General features: G+C 72.0%; 16 protein-coding genes and 1 pseudogene. 5 read left to right on the plus strand and 12 right to left on the minus strand.

The window, feature by feature from the left end; translation table 11 throughout:
• Complete coding sequence (locus HUV60_RS30285; RefSeq protein WP_257848264.1) at positions 1-900, minus strand: ABC transporter ATP-binding protein; 900 nt, start codon at positions 898-900, stop codon at positions 1-3.
• 354 nt (positions 901-1,254) lie between these two features.
• On the opposite strand from HUV60_RS30285, the gene HUV60_RS30290 reads away from it, so the two are divergent.
• Both HUV60_RS30290 and HUV60_RS30295 read left to right on the plus strand, forming a co-directional pair.
• The gene (locus tag HUV60_RS30290; RefSeq protein WP_257848263.1) at positions 1,255-1,530 is read left to right on the plus strand and encodes a toxin-antitoxin system HicB family antitoxin; all 276 of its coding nucleotides are present in this window, start codon (positions 1,255-1,257) and stop codon (positions 1,528-1,530) included.
• 4 nt (positions 1,531-1,534) lie between these two features.
• Complete coding sequence (locus HUV60_RS30295; RefSeq protein ID WP_257848262.1) at positions 1,535-1,909, plus strand: fic family toxin-antitoxin system, toxin component; 375 nt, start codon at positions 1,535-1,537, stop codon at positions 1,907-1,909.
• Positions 1,910-1,934: 25 nt separating this feature from the next.
• On the opposite strand, the gene HUV60_RS30300 is transcribed toward HUV60_RS30295, so the two are convergent.
• The 4 genes from HUV60_RS30300 to bioB form a co-directional block, all read right to left on the minus strand.
• Positions 1,935-2,627 (minus strand): class I SAM-dependent methyltransferase, encoded by a 693-nt coding sequence (locus tag HUV60_RS30300; RefSeq protein WP_257848260.1) that lies wholly within the window; start codon positions 2,625-2,627, stop codon positions 1,935-1,937.
• Positions 2,628-2,793: 166 nt separating this feature from the next.
• Positions 2,794-3,510 carry a dethiobiotin synthase gene (gene bioD, locus HUV60_RS30305; protein ID WP_257848259.1) on the minus strand — a complete coding sequence of 239 codons (717 nt, stop codon included), beginning with the start codon at positions 3,508-3,510 and terminating at the stop codon, positions 2,794-2,796.
• A gap of 1 nt (position 3,511) precedes the next feature.
• Positions 3,512-4,792 (minus strand): adenosylmethionine--8-amino-7-oxononanoate transaminase, encoded by a 1,281-nt coding sequence (locus HUV60_RS30310; RefSeq protein ID WP_257848258.1) that lies wholly within the window; start codon positions 4,790-4,792, stop codon positions 3,512-3,514.
• On the minus strand, positions 4,785-6,023 hold the full coding sequence (gene bioB / locus HUV60_RS30315) for a biotin synthase BioB (protein ID WP_257848257.1): 1,239 nt from the start codon (positions 6,021-6,023) through the stop codon (positions 4,785-4,787). The genes HUV60_RS30310 and bioB overlap by 8 nt, the downstream gene beginning before the upstream one ends.
• A 295-nt stretch (positions 6,024-6,318) precedes the next feature.
• On the opposite strand from bioB, the gene HUV60_RS30320 reads away from it, so the two are divergent.
• Complete coding sequence (locus tag HUV60_RS30320) at positions 6,319-7,446, plus strand: 8-amino-7-oxononanoate synthase (RefSeq protein ID WP_257850136.1); 1,128 nt, start codon at positions 6,319-6,321, stop codon at positions 7,444-7,446.
• 73 nt (positions 7,447-7,519) lie between these two features.
• On the opposite strand, the gene HUV60_RS30325 is transcribed toward HUV60_RS30320, so the two are convergent.
• Positions 7,520-7,744, minus strand: a complete 225-nt coding sequence (locus HUV60_RS30325) for a DUF397 domain-containing protein (protein WP_257848256.1) — start codon at positions 7,742-7,744, stop codon at positions 7,520-7,522.
• Between the two features lie 9 nt (positions 7,745-7,753).
• Positions 7,754-8,614, minus strand: a complete 861-nt coding sequence (locus tag HUV60_RS30330) for a helix-turn-helix domain-containing protein (RefSeq protein WP_257848255.1) — start codon at positions 8,612-8,614, stop codon at positions 7,754-7,756.
• A gap of 211 nt (positions 8,615-8,825) precedes the next feature.
• Here HUV60_RS30330 and HUV60_RS30335 point away from each other — a divergent pair, with 211 nt between their 5' ends.
• Complete coding sequence (locus HUV60_RS30335; RefSeq protein ID WP_257850135.1) at positions 8,826-9,293, plus strand: ATP-binding protein; 468 nt, start codon at positions 8,826-8,828, stop codon at positions 9,291-9,293.
• 89 nt (positions 9,294-9,382) lie between these two features.
• Here the strand turns inward: HUV60_RS30335 and HUV60_RS30340 are convergent, their stop codons facing one another.
• The 3 genes and pseudogenes from HUV60_RS30340 to HUV60_RS30350 form a co-directional block, all read right to left on the minus strand.
• Positions 9,383-9,856 carry a C40 family peptidase gene (locus HUV60_RS30340; protein ID WP_257848254.1) on the minus strand — a complete coding sequence of 158 codons (474 nt, stop codon included), beginning with the start codon at positions 9,854-9,856 and terminating at the stop codon, positions 9,383-9,385.
• Between the two features lie 550 nt (positions 9,857-10,406).
• Entirely contained in the window at positions 10,407-10,715 is a 309-nt protein-coding gene (locus HUV60_RS30345) for a hypothetical protein (RefSeq protein ID WP_257848253.1), read from the minus strand.
• Positions 10,716-10,722: 7 nt separating this feature from the next.
• Positions 10,723-11,351, minus strand: a pseudogene (locus HUV60_RS30350) (ATP-dependent Clp protease proteolytic subunit).
• A 66-nt stretch (positions 11,352-11,417) separates the two neighbouring features.
• Between HUV60_RS30350 and HUV60_RS30355 the strand changes: the two are divergent.
• Positions 11,418-11,717, plus strand: coding sequence for a type II toxin-antitoxin system Phd/YefM family antitoxin (locus tag HUV60_RS30355; RefSeq protein WP_257848252.1), 300 nt, complete (start codon positions 11,418-11,420; stop codon positions 11,715-11,717).
• 89 nt (positions 11,718-11,806) lie between these two features.
• Here HUV60_RS30355 and HUV60_RS30360 read toward each other — a convergent pair whose 3' ends face one another.
• On the minus strand, positions 11,807-12,532 hold the full coding sequence (locus HUV60_RS30360) for a lysophospholipid acyltransferase family protein (protein WP_257853225.1): 726 nt from the start codon (positions 12,530-12,532) through the stop codon (positions 11,807-11,809).
• 851 nt (positions 12,533-13,383) lie between these two features.
• Positions 13,384-15,855 (minus strand): SpoIIE family protein phosphatase, encoded by a 2,472-nt coding sequence (locus HUV60_RS30370; protein WP_257853226.1) that lies wholly within the window; start codon positions 15,853-15,855, stop codon positions 13,384-13,386.
• Positions 15,856-15,976 lie beyond the last annotated feature (121 nt).

The following is a 15,976-nucleotide window of genomic DNA, read 5'->3' on the forward strand; positions in this document are numbered from 1 at the left end:
TCAGTCCTTGCCGTCCTTGCCGGGGGCCGGCTCGTCGGGTACGGCACCCTCGGTGGTGGAGGGGGCATCGGGCGCGGTGCCGGGGGCGCCGCCCGGTGCCGGTCCGCCGTCGCCGCCGGCCTGGGCGCGGACCACGTCGAACCGCTTCATCCGGTCGAGCACCGCCTGTGCCGTGGGCCGCTCCATCTCGTCGACGATCCGCCCGTCGGCCAGGAACAGCACCAGGTCGGAGTGGATGGCGGCACCCGGGTCGTGGGTGACCATCACGACGGTCTGGTTCAGCCGGTCCACGGCCTCGCGCAGGAACCCGAGCACCTCCAGTCCGGCACGCGAATCGAGATTGCCGGTCGGCTCGTCCGCGAAGATCAGCTCGGGCCGGGAGGCCAGCGCCCGCGCACAGGCCACGCGCTGCTGCTGGCCACCGGACAGCTGCGCCGGCCGGTGCCGCAGCCGGTCCCGCAGGCCCAGCGTGTCGATGACCTGGTCCAGCCACTTCTCGTCGGGCTTCCGGCCCGCGATGTCCATGGGGAGGGTGATGTTCTCCAACGCGTTCAGCGTCGGGATGAGGTTGAACGACTGGAACATGAACCCGATCCGGTCCCGGCGCAGACGTGTCAGCTCACGGTCCCTCAGCCCCGTGATCTCGGTGTCGCCGAGCCACACCTGTCCGGCCGAGACGGTGTCGAGCCCGGCCAGGCAGTGCATCAGCGTCGACTTCCCCGACCCCGACGGACCCATCACCGCCGTGAACCGGCCGCGCGCGACATCCACGTCCACCGCGTCCAGGGCGAGCACGGTCGTCTCGCCGGATCCGTACGCCTTCGTCAGGCCGCGGGCGCGGGCCGCGACCGAGCCGGCCGACGCGAGGCCGGGGGCATGTTCCGCAGCGGATGTGGACAAGACCGCCTCCTCCGTATGGACACCGGCCCGTGCCGGTCATGGTGGTCGTGCCCGAGGTTAGTGTGATGGAGCCCATGCCGGATATCCACCGTAGGTGCAGAACCGTGCCATTCCGATGTAAGGGGCATCTTTGCTGCCTCCGTCGCCCCCTGCCGGTGCTAGCGCCGGCGCGCTAGCTCCGTCCTCCGCGGGTCACTCTTTTGCACAGCCTCCGGGCTGGATCACGGTCCTGAAGCGATCGTGCTTCGGCGGGTTCTGCACCGCGGACCGCTGCGCTGATCGGTAGCTGACCAGCTGTGATCAGTTGATCTTCCCGAACGGGTGACCTGCGGAGGACGGGGCTAGCTTCAAGGTATGGCGAAGACCCAGCTGAACGTACGCGTGGAGGAGGGCACCGCCCGAGCGGCGCGGGAACGCGCCCCGGCCCGCGGGATGAGCGCCCACCGCTACATCGAGGAACCGGTCCGGCAGGACGCCGGTGAGGCCGGCCGCGCCTTCGTGGAGGCCGCCGCCGACTTCATGAAGCAGTACGAGACCGTCTTCGCCGAGCAGTCCGACGGAGGTGCGCCCGCCCGCGCCACGCCGCGGGCGGGGGAGGGCGGCGAAGGCCCGCGCGAAGGTCGCCGCTGATCCCTTGGACGACCTGCGCATCGACCTCGCCTGGCTGCTGATGCTTGCCGAGCGGCAGACTCCGGGGGGTCCCCAGGTCACCGACTGGGGAGCTCCCGTCGCCGCCGTCGCGCGTCATGAGGCCGAGATATTCGACGTCCCCGTCTACGGCAGCCCGCATGCCCGCGCCGCCGCCCTGCTCCAACTTCTGCTCCGCGTGCCCGCGCTGGAACGCTCCAACGCCCTGTTCGCCTCCGCCGTCGGGTTCGCCTCCCTCGTCGCCAGCGGGCTGAAGGTCGTCACCTCGCCGGAACAGGTCCGCGAGCTGGCCCGGCTGGTCAAGAGCGGCGAGGCCTCCGTGGACGACATCGCCGCCGAGCTGCACAGCTGGAGCGAGTGAGCGGCCGGAGCCCCGGAGCCGGTGATCAGCTCCTGCCCGTCGCCGCGTCGCCCGCCGGCCGCCAGGCGGTGCCCAGCACGCAGTACGACGTCGGCAGGGCGGGCCCGTCCTCCGGCATCAGCGTCCGCCGGTACGGGCCGAGCTCGAAGCCCGCCTCTCGCAGCGCGCCGACCGGCTCCCGCGCCACGTGGCAGCCGCCCGTCAGGGGCGGCCACACCGTCCGGTCCAGGGCGTGCTGGGTGAAGCGCATGACCCGGCCGCCGCCCCGTCCATGCTCGAAGAACCGCACCTCGCCGCCCGGCCGCAGCACTCTCCGGAGCTCCGCGAGCGCCCGCGGCACGTCCCGCACACTGCACAGCACCAGGGAGAGCACCGCCGCGTCGAACGCCCCGCTCCCGACCGGCAGTGCCTCCGCCGCACCCGGCGCGACATCCACCGGGACGGCGGCACGCAGGGCGGCCTCCACAGCGAGCCTGCGCAGCACCCGCTCCGGTTCGATGGCGACGACCTCCGAGACGGTGTCCGGATAGTGCGCGAAGGCGAGGCCGTTGCCCGCGCCGACCTCGATCACCCGCCCGGACAGCCCGCCGAGCAGCCGGCGACGGACCGAGGCCATGCCCGCGCGGGTTTCGGCGGCCTCACTGACCCGGGCGTAGCAACGGGCGAACAGCGGGTGGTGCACGGGATCCCGCGCCACTTTCGCGGAGCCGGCGGACATGGGCGCCTCCCTGTCTGGACGAACCCGGGAGCCGAGACGGGTCACGCGGGCCCCGCTTCCCGCAGGACGAGCCCCGGGCCGGCCGGGGCCCTACGGTGATTGTCCCCCGTGAATACCCCGCGCATCCCTCGCACCGTCGCCCGGAACACAGGGCCCGCGCGGGAGATCAGCCGGCCTCCCGCCCCCGGAACGCCGCCGTGTCCCACGTGCCGTCCAGCCGCGCCGCCAACCACTCGGGCGCCGACGTCCGGAAGCCGGCCGGGGCGAGGACCGCCGCGCCGGCCGGTACCGCTCCCAGCAACGGCACCCCTGTCACCTCCGGCAGGTCCCGCAGGTTGCAGTGCTCGGCCAGACCGGGCTCCGCGGGCCAGCTGCCGATCACCACGCCCGCGGGGGTGAGCCCGCGCGAGCGCAGTTCACGAGTCGTCAGCTCCGTGGCGTTCAGGGTGCCGAGACCCGCCGCCGCCACCACCAGCACCGGCGCCGACAGCAGCGCCGCCGCGTCCGCCAGAGTTCCGCCGTCCTCGTCGAACCGCACGAGCAGCCCGCCCGCGCCCTCCACCAGCACCAGATCGTGCTCGGTGGCCAGCTTGGCGGCGGTCTCGGCCACGTCGTGCGGGCGCACCGGCGCCCGGCCCGCCCGGCGGGCGGCGGTGGCGGGTGCCAGTGGGTCGGGATACCGGGCGAGTTCGGCGGCCGTGACGGCCCCGGCGAGCCGCGCGACCTCCTCGGCGTCCCCGGGTTCGTCCGGCCGCACCCCGGTCTGGGCCGCCTTCAGTACGGCCACCGACCGGCCGGCCCCGAGCGCAGCCGCAGCGACCGCGGCCGTCACCACCGTCTTCCCGACCTCGGTGCCCGTGCCCGTGATCACCAGTACCGGCATGTCATCCCTCCTCGGCCGCCGCGCACACCGCGTCCGCGATCCGGGCCACATCGGTGTCGCCGGTGACGTACGGAGGCATGGCGTAGATCAGATCCCGGAACGGCCGCAGCCACACGCCCCGGCGCACCGCCGCGCGCGTGGCTGCCTCCATGTCCACGGCGCGATCGAGCTGGACGACACCGATGGCGCCGAGGACCCGCACGTCCCGGACGCCCGGCAGACCGGTCGCCGGTGCCAGCCCGTTCCGCAGGCCCGACTCGATGCGCTTGACCTCAGCGAGCCAGTCCTGCCCGAGCAGCAGCTCGATCGAGGCGCAGGCCACGGCCGCCGCCAGCGGGTTGCCCATGAACGTCGGACCGTGCGCCAGCACCGGCACGTCGCCGCGCGAGATGCCGTCGGCCACCCGCGCGGTGCACAGCGTCGCTGCCATGGTCAGATAGCCGCCGGTCAGCGCCTTGCCCACGCACATCACGTCCGGCGTCACCGTCGCGTGCCCGGCCGCGAACAGCGCGCCCGTACGCCCGAACCCGGTCGCGATCTCGTCGAACACCAGCAGCACGTCGTGCGCGTCGCACGCCTCGCGCAGCACCCGCAGATACGCGGGGGAGTGGAAGCGCATGCCGCCCGCTCCCTGCACCACCGGCTCGACGATCACGGCCGCCAGTTCGCCGGCGTGCCGCCCGATCAGCTCCCACAGGTGCTCGGCGTACGACTCCTCGTACTCGGCGGGCGGGGCCTTCGCGAACACCTGTTCCGGGAGCACTCCGGTCCACAGCTCGTGCATCCCGCCCTCGGGATCGCAGACCGACATCGGCTGCCAGGTGTCGCCGTGGTAGCCGCCCCGCCAGGTCAGCAGCCGCCGCTTCTCGGGCCGCCCGAGCGAACGCCAGTACTGCAGGCACATCTTGACGGCCACCTCGACCGACACCGAGCCCGAGTCGGCGAGGAAGACATGCTCGAGTCCGTCGGGTGACATGTCGACAAGCAGCTTCGCCAGCCGGACGGCGGGCTCGTGCGTGAGTCCGCCGAACATCACGTGACTCATCCGCCCGAGCTGGTCGTGCACGGCCTCGTTCAGCACCGGGTGGCTGTAGCCGTGGATCGCCGACCACCAGGACGACATCCCGTCGACCAGTTCGCCCGAGCCGTCGGCGAGCCGCAGCCGCACCCCGCTCGCCGACTCCACGACGAGTGGTTCCCCGCTGCCGGGCATGGGCCCGTACGGATGCCAGACATGCCGCCGGTCCAGCTCGAGAAGCTCGGGTACGGACCGCTCAGGCATTGGGTGCCAGATCCGTTCCGGCACCTCGCCGACGGACGGCGACGAGATCGGTACGCGGCCCGCCGGACCGGCCCGTCCTCTCGCTCACCGCCCCCGGACCCGCGTCCGCCTCCGTATCCACGCACGCCCCGGTGCCGGAGGACGCGGACCCGCACCCGCCACCGCCCTCGTGCGGCCCGCACCCGCCACCCTCACCGGGTGACCCGCACCCGCTCGCACCCGCGCCCGCCCGGTGCTCGGGCAGTGTCACGCGGTCGGTGCCCTCCACCTCGAACCCGGCGTCCGCGATCATCTCCAGGTCGGCCCGGCCCGCCTGGCCCTCGCTGGTGAGGTAGTCACCGAGGAAGACCGAGTTGGCCAGGTGCAGCGCGAGCGGCTGCATCGTGCGCAGATGCACCTCCCGCCCGCCCGCGATCCGCACCTCGGCGTCCGGGCATACGAACCGCACCATCGCCAGGATCCTGAGGCACCGCTGCGGGGTGAGGTTCCACTCCTTCGCGAGTGGTGTCCCCTCGAACGGGATCAGGAAGTTCACCGGCACCGAGTCCGGGTCCAGTTCGCGCAGTGCGAAGACCACGTCGACCAGGTCCGCGTCGCTCTCGCCCATGCCGGCGATCAGCCCGGAGCAGGCGGACAGACCGGCGGCATGCGCCTTCTGTACGGTGTCCACGCGGTCGGCGTACGTGTGCGTGGTGGTGATGTCCCCGTAGGCGGACTCGGAGGTGTTGAGGTTGTGGTTGTAGGCGTCCGCGCCCGCCTCGCGCAGCCGCTCCGCCTGGCCCTCGGAAAGCAGTCCTAGGCAGGCGCACACCTCGACGCCCTCGTTGCCTTCCTTGATCGCCTTGATGGTGTCGGAGACACGGTCCACGTCGCGGTCGGTCGGACCACGGCCGCTGGCGACCAGGCACACCCGCTTGGCGCCGCCCGCCAGCCCAGCCGCGGCCGCGTCCGAGGCCTGCTCGGGTTTGAGCCAGGTGTACTTCAGGATGCCGGCCTTCGAGCCGAGCCGCTGGGAACAGTAGGAGCAGTCCTCCGGGCACAGGCCGGACTTGAGGTTGACCAGATAGTTGAGTTTCACCCGCCGCCCGAACCAGTGCCGCCGCACCTTCCCGGCCGCGGCCACCACGTCGAGCAGATCGTCGTCGGACGTCCCGAGGACGGCCAGCGCTTCCTCACGGGTCGGCGTCTCGCGCCGAAGCCCCTTGTCCACCAGCGTGTTCAGCAGGTCCATGGGAGCCGATCCTGTCCTATTCGGCCGCCCCGGCCAAGGAGGGTTCGCACAACAGAGGCGCTGACGGCTGTGGGCATGGCCACACAGTGGTCCGCCGGCCGTCCCGCTAATGTCTGTCCACTGACTCTGCTGCTCAATTCGAGGGATGGTCACGCACCGCATCCGGGAGGGGTCGGCCGGGGCGCCGGACCGCCTCCCCGCGAGGCCCGTTCCCTGCACCCCGTCGACAGGCCGGCGTCACTCTCCGCAATTGAGCAACAGAGTCTCCACTGCCCACAAAACCACCGGAGGAGCCATGGCGTTCGGCTGGATCGACGAGCAGGCAAAGCTGCGCCGCCGGGCCGGGCTCGTGCGGACCCTGCGCCCGCGCGCCGCAGACGCACCGCTCCTCGACCTGGCGAGCAACGACTACCTGGGTCTGGCCCGGCATCCGGAAGTGGCCGAGGGCGCGGCGCGGGCGGCGCGGATCTGGGGCGGCGGGGCCACCGGGTCCCGGCTCGTCACCGGTACCACCGAGTTGCACACCGAGTTGGAAGGCGAACTGGCCGACTTCTGCGGCTTCGAGGCGGCCCTCGTCCTCTCCTCCGGCTACGCGGCCAACCTCGCCGCCGTCACCGCGTTGGCCCCGAACGGCTCGCTGATCGTGTCCGACGCGGGCAACCACGCCTCGCTGATCGACGGCTGCCGACTGGCCCGGGGCAGGACGCAGGTCGTGGCGCACGCCGACCCCGACGCCGTGCGCAAGGCGCTGAGCGGACACGCCGGGGCCGCCGTCGCCGTGTCCGACACGGTCTTCTCGGTCGACGGGGACGCCGCCCCGCTCGCCGCGCTGGCCGGAGCGTGCCGTGAACACGGCGCGGGACTGGTGCTCGACGACGCCCACGGCCTCGGGGTACTCGGCGACGGCGGACGCGGCGCCCCGTACGCGGCGGGGCTCGCCGGCGCCGAGGACGTCGTGGTGACGCTCACGCTCTCCAAGTCGCTCGGCAGCCAGGGCGGAGCCGTGCTCGGCCCGGCACGGGTGGTCGAGCATCTGGTCAACACGGCTCGCACGTTCATCTTCGACACGGGTCTCGCCCCGGCGGCAGCGGGCGCCGCGCTCTCGGCCCTGCGGCTGTTGCGCCGTGAACCCGGGTGCGCGGCGCGGGCGAGCGCGGTGGCGCGCGATCTGCACCACCGGCTGACGGCCGCGGGCCTCGAAGCCGTACGCCCCGACGCCGCGGTCGTGTCCGTGCATGCCCCGTCCCCGGAGCAGGCCGTGCGATGGGCAGCCGACTGCCGGGCGGCCGGCCTGTCCGTGGGCTGCTTCCGTCCTCCTTCCGTGCCCGACGGCATCTCGCGGCTCAGACTGACCGCCCGCGCGGACCTGTCCGGGGCCGAGATCGAACGCGCTGTACAGGTGATCGGCGAGACGCGGCCATGAGTCGGCGAGGCACGGCCGCGAGTCGCCCGATGACGGGCGGTCGAGTACGAGCGGGTGCCGGAGGACCGGCAGGTCAGTGAACCGCGGCCACGAACTTCGCCCAGCTCCGGAGTGAGATGAGCAGCGCGGGTCCGTCCGGGGTCTTGGAGTCGCGCACGGCGAGCAGTCCGGCACCGGGGCCGGTGGCGGGCCGGGCCGTCTCGACACAGTTGTTCGCGCCCGTGCTGTAGCTGCTGCGCAGCCATCGCGCACCGCGCAGGTCGGTGCTGGAGGGAAGGGTCCGAGGCGGTGCGGGCATCGTGCCTCCTTACACGCCGGCAGCTGTCCCGGCGATGAAATCCAACGAGTCCTCGGGTGAAAGGGCGTGGATCGAAAGGGCGTCGAATGCCTCCGAGTACACCCGGAGGTCTTCTTTCCGCTCCAGATAGAGGCTACTCGTCAAGTGGTCGAGAACTACAACATCCAGATCAGAAGTGCGCGAAAATGAGAAGATTACGAAAGGGCCGGTGACGCCGATGTGCGCCCCGGCAGTGAACGGCAGTACCTGAAGCCGCACTCGGGGAAGGCGCGCCGCCTCCACGAGCCGTTCCAACTGGCAGGTCATGACGCCGGGGCCGCCGACCTGCCGGCGCAGCACCGCCTCGTCCAGGACCGCGCTGAACTCCAGCGGCGGGTCCGCCCGCAGGACGTCCTGCCGGGCCAGCCGCACCTCCACCAGCGTGTCCAGCCGCTCCTCCGGAGCGCCCTCCAGCGCCGCCGCCGTCACGGCCCGCGCGTACTCGGGCGTCTGCAGCAGCCCGGGAACCACGGTGGTCTCCAGCGTGCGCATCGCGTCGGCCTGGGACTCCAGACTGATGAAGTCCCGGTAGGCGGGCGGCAGTACGCCCCGGTACGCATGCCACCAGTGGTGCCGTCCACTGCTGTCGTCCGACCCCGCCAACACCAGTAGTATCTCCCGTAACTGAAGGTCGGTCAGGCCGTAGACATCGAGCAGTAACCGCACATCGGCCGGTCTCACCCCGCTCGTCCCCGTCTCGATCCGGCTCACCTTCGACTGGTGCCAGCCCACCAGCCGCGCTGCCTCACCACTGGTGAACCCCGCCGATGTGCGCAGTGAGCGCAGTTCGGCGCCCAGTTTCCGGCGGCGCACCGCGGGACCGTGCTGCATGGCTTCCCCCTTACTCCCTCCGGGCCACCCGCATACGGTCTCCCGTCGAAGAGTTCACCGCTTTGAGCGACAGATATATGCATATCTTGGCCGTATCGCCGCCGACGGTCCGTGGTGATGGCAGTCTGACGACGAAGCACCAGTGCGGGACCGTACTCGAATCAGCCGCTCCGTGTCGGACTGCGGTCCCGTGGAAAGGGACGACATCGCCATGGCAGGCCATCTGGAAGCATCTGTCACTCTGCCGAGCGATCCTGCCTCGGTCTCCGCGGCCCGCGCCCATGCGGTGGGCACGCTGGCGGAGTGGGGCGTGCCGGAGGACACGGAAGTGTCCGGCACCATCCGGCTGATCGTGTCCGAACTCGCGACCAACGCCGTGCAGCACACCCTGGGACGGTCACCCACGTTCACCGTGGACATCGGCCTCGACCGCGACGGCCAGCTGCGCATCGGGGTCACCGACAGCCATCCGGGGTTCCCCAAACGGCTCCCCGCCGCGGTCCAGCAGGACAACGGCCGGGGGCTGGTCATCATCCGCTGGCTGACCGTGGAGTGTGGGGGCAGGATGAGGGTCCGCCCCACCGGAGAGGGTGGAAAGACCGTCTCCGTCGTCCTTCCGTGGACCGTCCCCGCCGAGCCGGTCATGGTGGTCGAGGCGGCAGGACAGCAGGAACCGTAGGGGCCGCACGGCCGCACCGGTGTGCTGTCCGGGTGCCGTCCGGTGTGTCCGGCGGGGCGGCGGCAGGGAGGTACCGCCGCCCTCGCGGATCACTTCACCCGGCCGTACCAGACGCTGTGGGTCCAGATCTTCTGCAGGCGCACCACATCCCCGGTCTTCGGGGCGTGCCAGACCTTGCCCTGGCCCGCGTAGATGCCCACGTGGTAGACGTTCTGGCCCGAATGGAAGAAGACCAGATCCCCCGCCTTGCGGCTCGAGGCGGAGACGTGGCGGGTCTTGTTGTACTGCTGGGCTGCAGTACGGGGCAGTGTCGTGCCCGCCTTCTTGAACGAGTAGAGGGTCAGTCCGGAGCAGTCGAAGCGGCTCGGTCCGGTGGCGCCCCAGCGGTAGGGCGCGCCCTTCTTGGACGCCGCGACCTGGAGGGCCTTGGTGGCCGTCGTCGCGGCCGCCGCCTCCGGAGCGGTACCCGGGAGGACGATCGAGCCGCCCACGGCGGCGAGGGTGAGGGCCGAGGCCGTGCCGGCCCTGGCCATGAGAGACGGGACACGATTGAGCGCGGTCATGCGCAACCCTTCGTCAGCCGCCTGTGAAAGATGACCTGTCGGATTCGGGCTGGCGAAGTTGCCCGGCCGCACGAGTGCGGCTTCACCCCAAGGGCTGACCGGTACGGGATTCGAACTCCCCTTCCGGCGACCCGTCATGCTCGGGTCCTCCACTCCTGCCGATCCACTCCTGTCGACCGGTCATCCGGGCGGCGGCAGGACTCGGCGTCCGCCCGGATCGCCCCGCCGCGGTGGCGGGGTCTTGTCGTCAGTGAGCGATCTTGGCAACCGCCGGTCCGAAATCCCAACTGAACCGGGGGCTTGTGTTGTTACTCACCACTCATCCGTTCGGGTGGACAGCCCTGCATCCGGGCTGTCGTCCGGAGTGCCGAGGAGGCCCGGACCAGCGCCGGAGTGACCTGTTCCGGTATGTGGCCACGCGTGATGCGCAACCGTGACGGCCCGAAAAGAAGTGGTTCGTCTACGCCGGTTGGTGGTACCCCCTTTGGTCCGTTTCGGCTCAGGTGCGGACGTGTTGCCGACAACGGCCGCGGTTGAACCGGTACGTGCGTCAACTGCCCGAGCCCGGAGACAGCGTGACCCGGGCCGTGCGCCGGTCGCCGTCCAGTACCCGCAGGGCCCGGGCCGGCGTGGCGGCGTGCAGTTCGGTCTCGCCGTGCCGGTGCATGACGGTCAGCGCGTCGCGCAGCGCGACGGCCTTGCCGACCAGTGCCCGTGCTGCGCGCAGTCCACGGTAGGTGTCGCCGTCACGGGCGGGGTTGATCCGGCCCAGCAGGCCGACGGCCTCGAGGTACCGGTCGATCAGTCCGGCCTCGGCGCGGGTCAGTGCGGGCAGTGGTGGCAGTTCGGGTGGCAGCATCGGCGGCTCACCTCGCGCCGGATGGGGGGGGGAGGCGGCCCTCGCGTCCGGTCGGGATCCGGTCCGCGAGGCCGTACTCCACCGCCGCCCGCGCGTCGAGGACGGTGTCCCGCTCGATGTCCGACCGTGCCTGCTCCGGGGTGCGCCGGGTGTGCCGGACCAGAATCTCCTCGATCCGGCCACGGACCCGCGACAGTTCCTCCGCCTGGACGGCGAGATCGCCCGCGTCTCCCTCCGACGGCTCCGGCTGACGGAGCGCCAGTCGTGCCCACGGCAGGACGTACCGCTTCCCCGGTGTCCCAGCGGCCGGCAGCACGCGGCCGTCCCGTCGGCCCGGCCCAGGCAGACCGTCTCCACCTCGCAGGTGATGAAGGCCAGGGTGTCGTAGACCACCGACACGGCGTGGAAGGAGCCGCCGGGGGAGTTGACGTGGGGGGAGATGCCCCGGTCGGGGGCCCGGTGTTCCAGGTGCACGAACTGGGCGATCAGGTCGTTCGCGGAGGTCTCGTCGATCGGCGTCCCCAGGAGGACGATCCGCTCCTCCAACAGCTTCGCGTACGGATCCGTGGGCCGGTGCCAGGACGCCGTGTGGTCGGTGAACCCGGGCAGGACGTGGCGGGCGAGCGGCCGGGGCATGGGCCCCTCCTCATGGCGGCTCTCTGTAAAAAATGTACAGGACGTACGTGACGTTATGATGGGGGCATGGCCTACGAGATTCCGGTGACGCAAGCGAGGGCTGAGCTTGCCGGCCTGATCAACCGCGTGGTGTACGGCGGTGAGCGCGTCGTCGTGACCCGGCACGGAAAGCCCCTCGTCGCCCTCGTGCCCGCCGATGACCTGCGACGAATCGACCGGCTCCGGGAACTCGACGAGGGCCGGGAGTCCGCCGACGAGCAGGTGGTCAGCACGGTGGCCGGTGTCCACGGAGAGGCCGCGTCCGCTCCCCGCGAACAGCAGCACTTCGGCATCGCCGCGGAACACCGAGGCACAGCCACGTCGTAGGAGACCCCGAGATCTGGGGCCCGGCGGACGAACGGTGAGGGGCGGCCGGATGGCTCCGGCCGCCCCTCACCGTTCGTCCGCCGGGCGGTTCAGCTCCGCGGTAGCCGCGGGAGCCGGCGCTTCTCCTGTGCCTTGCGCTCCGCCTCCTCCGCCTTGGCGACGGCCGCGTACTGGTCGACGTATTCCTGCCCGGAGAGCGTCAGAATGGCGTACATGATCTCGTCGGTGATGGCACGCAGGACCGCCCGCTCGTCCTCCATGCCTTCGTAGCGGGAGAAGTCGAGGGGCTTGCCGAAGCGGATCACCACGGGATGGATATGGGGGACGACCTTGCCGGGCGGCTGGGCCTCGAAGGTGCCGATCATCGCGCAGGGAACCACCGGTACACCGGCCGTGAGGGCCATCTTCGCGACCCCGACCTTGCCCTTGTACAGGCGTCCGTCGTGCGACCGAGTGCCCTCTGGGTAGATGCCGAGCAACTCCCCCTTGCCCAGCACTCCGAGGCCCTCCCGGATCGCGGCCTGGCCTGCGTCCTTGCCGGAGCGGTCGACCGGGATCTGGCCCGCGCTGTGGAAGAAGAACGCCGTCAGCCGGCCCTTGATGCCCGGGCCGGTGAAGTACTCGGCCTTGGCGAGGAACGTGATGCGCCGTTTGAGGATCGCGGGCATCAGGAAGTGGTCCGAGAACGACAGATGGTTGCCGGCGACGATGCCGGCACCGGACGACGGCACATGTTCCAGGCCCTCTATTCGAGGCCGGAAGACCAGTCTCAGCAGCGGGCCCAGCAGTACATATTTCAGCAGGTAGTAGAACAAGGGGCGCGCTCCTCGACTCCGTCGGACGGGCCCAGCGGCGTGTTGCAGCAGGTCAACCGGCACGTCGTGGGGTTGCCAGTGTAGGTCGGGGCGGGTCCGTCCGGCACCACGTGCGACGGGTCCGGGGAAGCGGGCCGGGGAGCGGGCCGGACGGAGCCCGCAGGGCGGCTGAACGCCCTTCGGCGCACGGGCCGGTGGTCGTCGCCCCGGGCCTCGGTGCCGGTCCGGGGAGCGCGCCCACTGCGGGCCGGTGACGCACGGCGGCCCGATGGTGGCCCGTCTGCCGGGGACGGGCGGCATCGACTCCTGAAGCACGGTGCCACCTGCCGCTCCCGGGCGTGCGCCTGGCGCAGGCGGTGGTTGAGCTCCTGCAGTGCGCGGGCACGTGTGTACGGCTCGGCCCCCCAGGACCCGGCCCTGGTCGGTGCCGGCACGGTCGCGGACCCGCGTCAGCTTGGTGACCTCCTCGGTCCGGTGCACGACCAGGGCCACACCACCGCTGCCCAGCACCGGCGTGTCCACCGGGCTCCAGTAGCGCTCCTCCCACTCGCCGGAGCGCTCTCCCGGCCCTCGGCGTCGTAGCGCTGAAGGGCCGAGGCGTCGCGTTCGCCGGTGGCCACGACGCGCGGCAGCGAGGCGTGCAGGTTGCGCACGCCGGAGGGGCCGGGGCTGTCCGGGAAGACGTCGAACATGCAGCGGCCCAGCAGCTCCTCACGGGACCTCCCGGGACCTCCCGGTCCTTTCGGCGAAGGCCTCGTTGAACGTCCGCGTACACGAGACCCGGGGTGAGGATCGCCACCGTTCCGGGCAGAGCGGGGCGGTTGCTCGGGAGACGTGGGATGCCGGCGGGGTCAGTCGACGGGGAGGTCGTCCGGGCCGGTCAGCGACATCTCGGCCCAGATGACCTTCCCCTCGGGAACGAAACGGGTACCCCATCGCTGGGCGAGCTGCGAGACCAGCAGCAGCCCGCGCCCGCCCTCGTCCATGGCGCGGGGGTGACGCAGGTGGGGCGTGGTCGCCCCGCCGTCGAACACCTCGCAGACCAGCGCACGCTCCCGGATCAACCGCAGCCGGACGGGGCCGGCGGCGTGCCGGATGGCGTTGGTGACCAGTTCGCTGACCACCAGCTCCGCGGTGAAGACCAGCTCATCCAGGCCCCAGTGGCCCAGCTGCCGGGTGGCCGTTTTGCGGGCCTCGGCCACCACGGCTGGATCCGTCGGCAGGTCCCAGACCGCCACCTGGCCGGCGCCCAGGAGCCGGGTACGGGCCAGCAGCATGGCCACGTCGTCGTACGGGCGGGTGGGTACCAAAGCGTCCACCACCGCCCGGCACCACTGGTCCAGGGAATCCGGAGCCGCTTGCAGTGCCTGCCGCAGCCGCTCCCGGCCGGGGCCGGCGTCCCCGGTCCCGTCGGGGAGACCGGCCAGCAGACCGTCGGTGTGCAGGACGACCGTGCTGCCCTCGGTCAGGGTCAGCTCCACCGCCTCGAACGGTGGACCGCCCACACCGAGCGCAGGCCCCGCCGGCAGTTCGACGAAGTCCACCGAGCCGTCGGGCGCCACCAGGACGGGCGCGGGATGGCCCGCGGCGGCCATCGCGCACCGCCCGTCGATCGGGTCGTAGACGATGTACAGGCAACCGGACCCCACGGACCGGCCGTAGGCCGACGCAGGATCCCCCTCGCACGCCGACTGCGACACCAGGTCGTCCAGATGCCCCAGCACCTCCTCGGGGGGCAGATCCAGCGCGGCCAGGGTCCGCACGGCGGTCCGCAGCCGGCCCATCGCGGCTGCGGCGTCGATGCCGTGCCCGGGGACCTCGCCGACAACGAGGGCGACACGGGCACCCGACAGCGGGATCAGGTCGTACCAGTCGCCGCCCAGACCGGTCAGTTCATCGGCCGGGCGGTAGCACGCGGCCACCTCGACGGCGTCCTGCTCCGGGAGCCGGTGGGGCAACAGGCTGCGCTGCAGCACAAGCGCCGCGTTCCGCTCCCTGGTGTAGCGCCGGGCGTTGTCCACACAGACGGCGGCGCGCGAGACGAGGTCCTCGGCGAGGTTCGTGTCGTCCTCGCCGAAGGGGTCCCGGCGGCGCCGGAAGAACACGGTGACGCCCAGGGTGACACCCCGGGCGCGGATCGGCACGATCATCACACTCTGCAGCCCCAGCTCCAGGAACGTGGGTGCCCGGAGGCCGGGCCTGCTCTCGACCCACCCCGCGGCGAGCGGGTCGAGCTGCTCCTGACGCCAGGTCCTGCCCGAGGCCAGGCAGCGGAGCGGCGGTGTACCGGGCAGATAGGAGACCGACGTGCCGATGTCCCGGACCGTGCGCGGCAGATCCTCGTGCACGGACCGGTGGCCCGCGCGGAGCAGCGACACCCTGTCCGTCTCCGTGAGCGGCCCCGGCGGGAGCTCGGCGCCCCGCAGCACCGTCTCCAGAAGGTCCACGGTCACGAAGTCCGCGAGGTCCGGAACGGCGACGTCGGCCAGTTCCTGCGCGGTGTGCATGACGTCCAGGGTGCGGCCGATGTGCCGGCCGGCCCGGTCGAGCAGCGCGAGGCGCTGGCGCGCGCGGTGCCGGTCGGTGATGTCGACGACGCTGTAGTAGACGCCCATCGGGTGGCCCCGGTCGTCGTCGAGCCGGGTGAACGACAGCATGTGCGCGGTTTCCCGCAGCGGCGCCGAACGGGCCTGGCCGACGTGTTCGAAGTCGACCACCGACTCGCCGGTTTCCAGGACGTGGCGCATCCGCGCCTCGACGGGCCCGGCGTCCAGTCCGGGCTGGACATCGGCGAACCGCAGCCCCAGCCGCCGCTGCGCGGGACCGCCGCCGAACTGTTCGAGCGCGGTGTTCGACCACACGTACCGCAGGTCCGTATCCACGATCGCGAGCCCGATCGCCGATCCGGAGACCATCTGTTCCAGCATCGTGCGGCTCATGTCCCAGCCGGGGGCGCCGGCCAGCTCCGACAACAGCACCAGCAGGGACGAGCGGCCACGCGGTTCCACGGTCCGCAGCACCCTGACCATGACGGGGACCGCGTGTCCGTCCCGGTGCCGGGCCGTCATCAGGCCGGCCCAGCCGTCGTCGGCCCGGCGGCGCCAGACCAGGTCCGGCACCCGCTCGGCCTCCTCGGCGGTCAGCAGATCGGACAGCTTCCCGCCCACCGCCTCGGCCGCCGTGTACCCCAGCAGCCGCTCGGCCGGACCGGTCCAGTTCGTCACCACGACCTGCGGATCGAGCAGCAGGGGGGCGGCGTCGGCCACGTCGAACCCCTGCCGGGCAACGTCCTGCTCCCCGTGTCCACTCGCGTGTCCGCCCACGGCCGACCTCTCTGTCGCTGACAGTGGTCTACCACCTCTTGTCCCCATCTTCACCCGGGAACCGGCCAGCGGGCTTCCCGGGTGAGGCGGGGACCGGCGAAAACGGCCGGACGGCCGGACG

Origin of the sequence: Streptomyces sp. KMM 9044 (assembly GCF_024701375.2) — a bacterium.
Lineage (GTDB): Bacteria > Actinomycetota > Actinomycetes > Streptomycetales > Streptomycetaceae > Streptomyces.

Coding starts and splice junctions, on each gene's coding strand:
- HUV60_RS30310 (WP_257848258.1), bottom strand. CDS start 4,792: ATGCCTGAGCGGTCCGTACCCGAGCTTCTCGAGCTGGACCGGCGGCAT.
- HUV60_RS30340 (WP_257848254.1), bottom strand. CDS start 9,856: ATGACCGCGCTCAATCGTGTCCCGTCTCTCATGGCCAGGGCCGGCACG.
- HUV60_RS30325 (WP_257848256.1), bottom strand. CDS start 7,744: ATGCCCGCACCGCCTCGGACCCTTCCCTCCAGCACCGACCTGCGCGGT.
- HUV60_RS30335 (WP_257850135.1), top strand. CDS start 8,826: ATGGCAGGCCATCTGGAAGCATCTGTCACTCTGCCGAGCGATCCTGCC.
- bioD (WP_257848259.1), bottom strand. CDS start 3,510: ATGCCGGTACTGGTGATCACGGGCACGGGCACCGAGGTCGGGAAGACG.
- HUV60_RS30290 (WP_257848263.1), top strand. CDS start 1,255: ATGGCGAAGACCCAGCTGAACGTACGCGTGGAGGAGGGCACCGCCCGA.
- HUV60_RS30330 (WP_257848255.1), bottom strand. CDS start 8,614: ATGCAGCACGGTCCCGCGGTGCGCCGCCGGAAACTGGGCGCCGAACTG.
- bioB (WP_257848257.1), bottom strand. CDS start 6,023: ATGGACCTGCTGAACACGCTGGTGGACAAGGGGCTTCGGCGCGAGACG.
- HUV60_RS30300 (WP_257848260.1), bottom strand. CDS start 2,627: ATGTCCGCCGGCTCCGCGAAAGTGGCGCGGGATCCCGTGCACCACCCG.
- HUV60_RS30345 (WP_257848253.1), bottom strand. CDS start 10,715: ATGCTGCCACCCGAACTGCCACCACTGCCCGCACTGACCCGCGCCGAG.
- HUV60_RS30320 (WP_257850136.1), top strand. CDS start 6,319: ATGGCGTTCGGCTGGATCGACGAGCAGGCAAAGCTGCGCCGCCGGGCC.
- HUV60_RS30355 (WP_257848252.1), top strand. CDS start 11,418: ATGGCCTACGAGATTCCGGTGACGCAAGCGAGGGCTGAGCTTGCCGGC.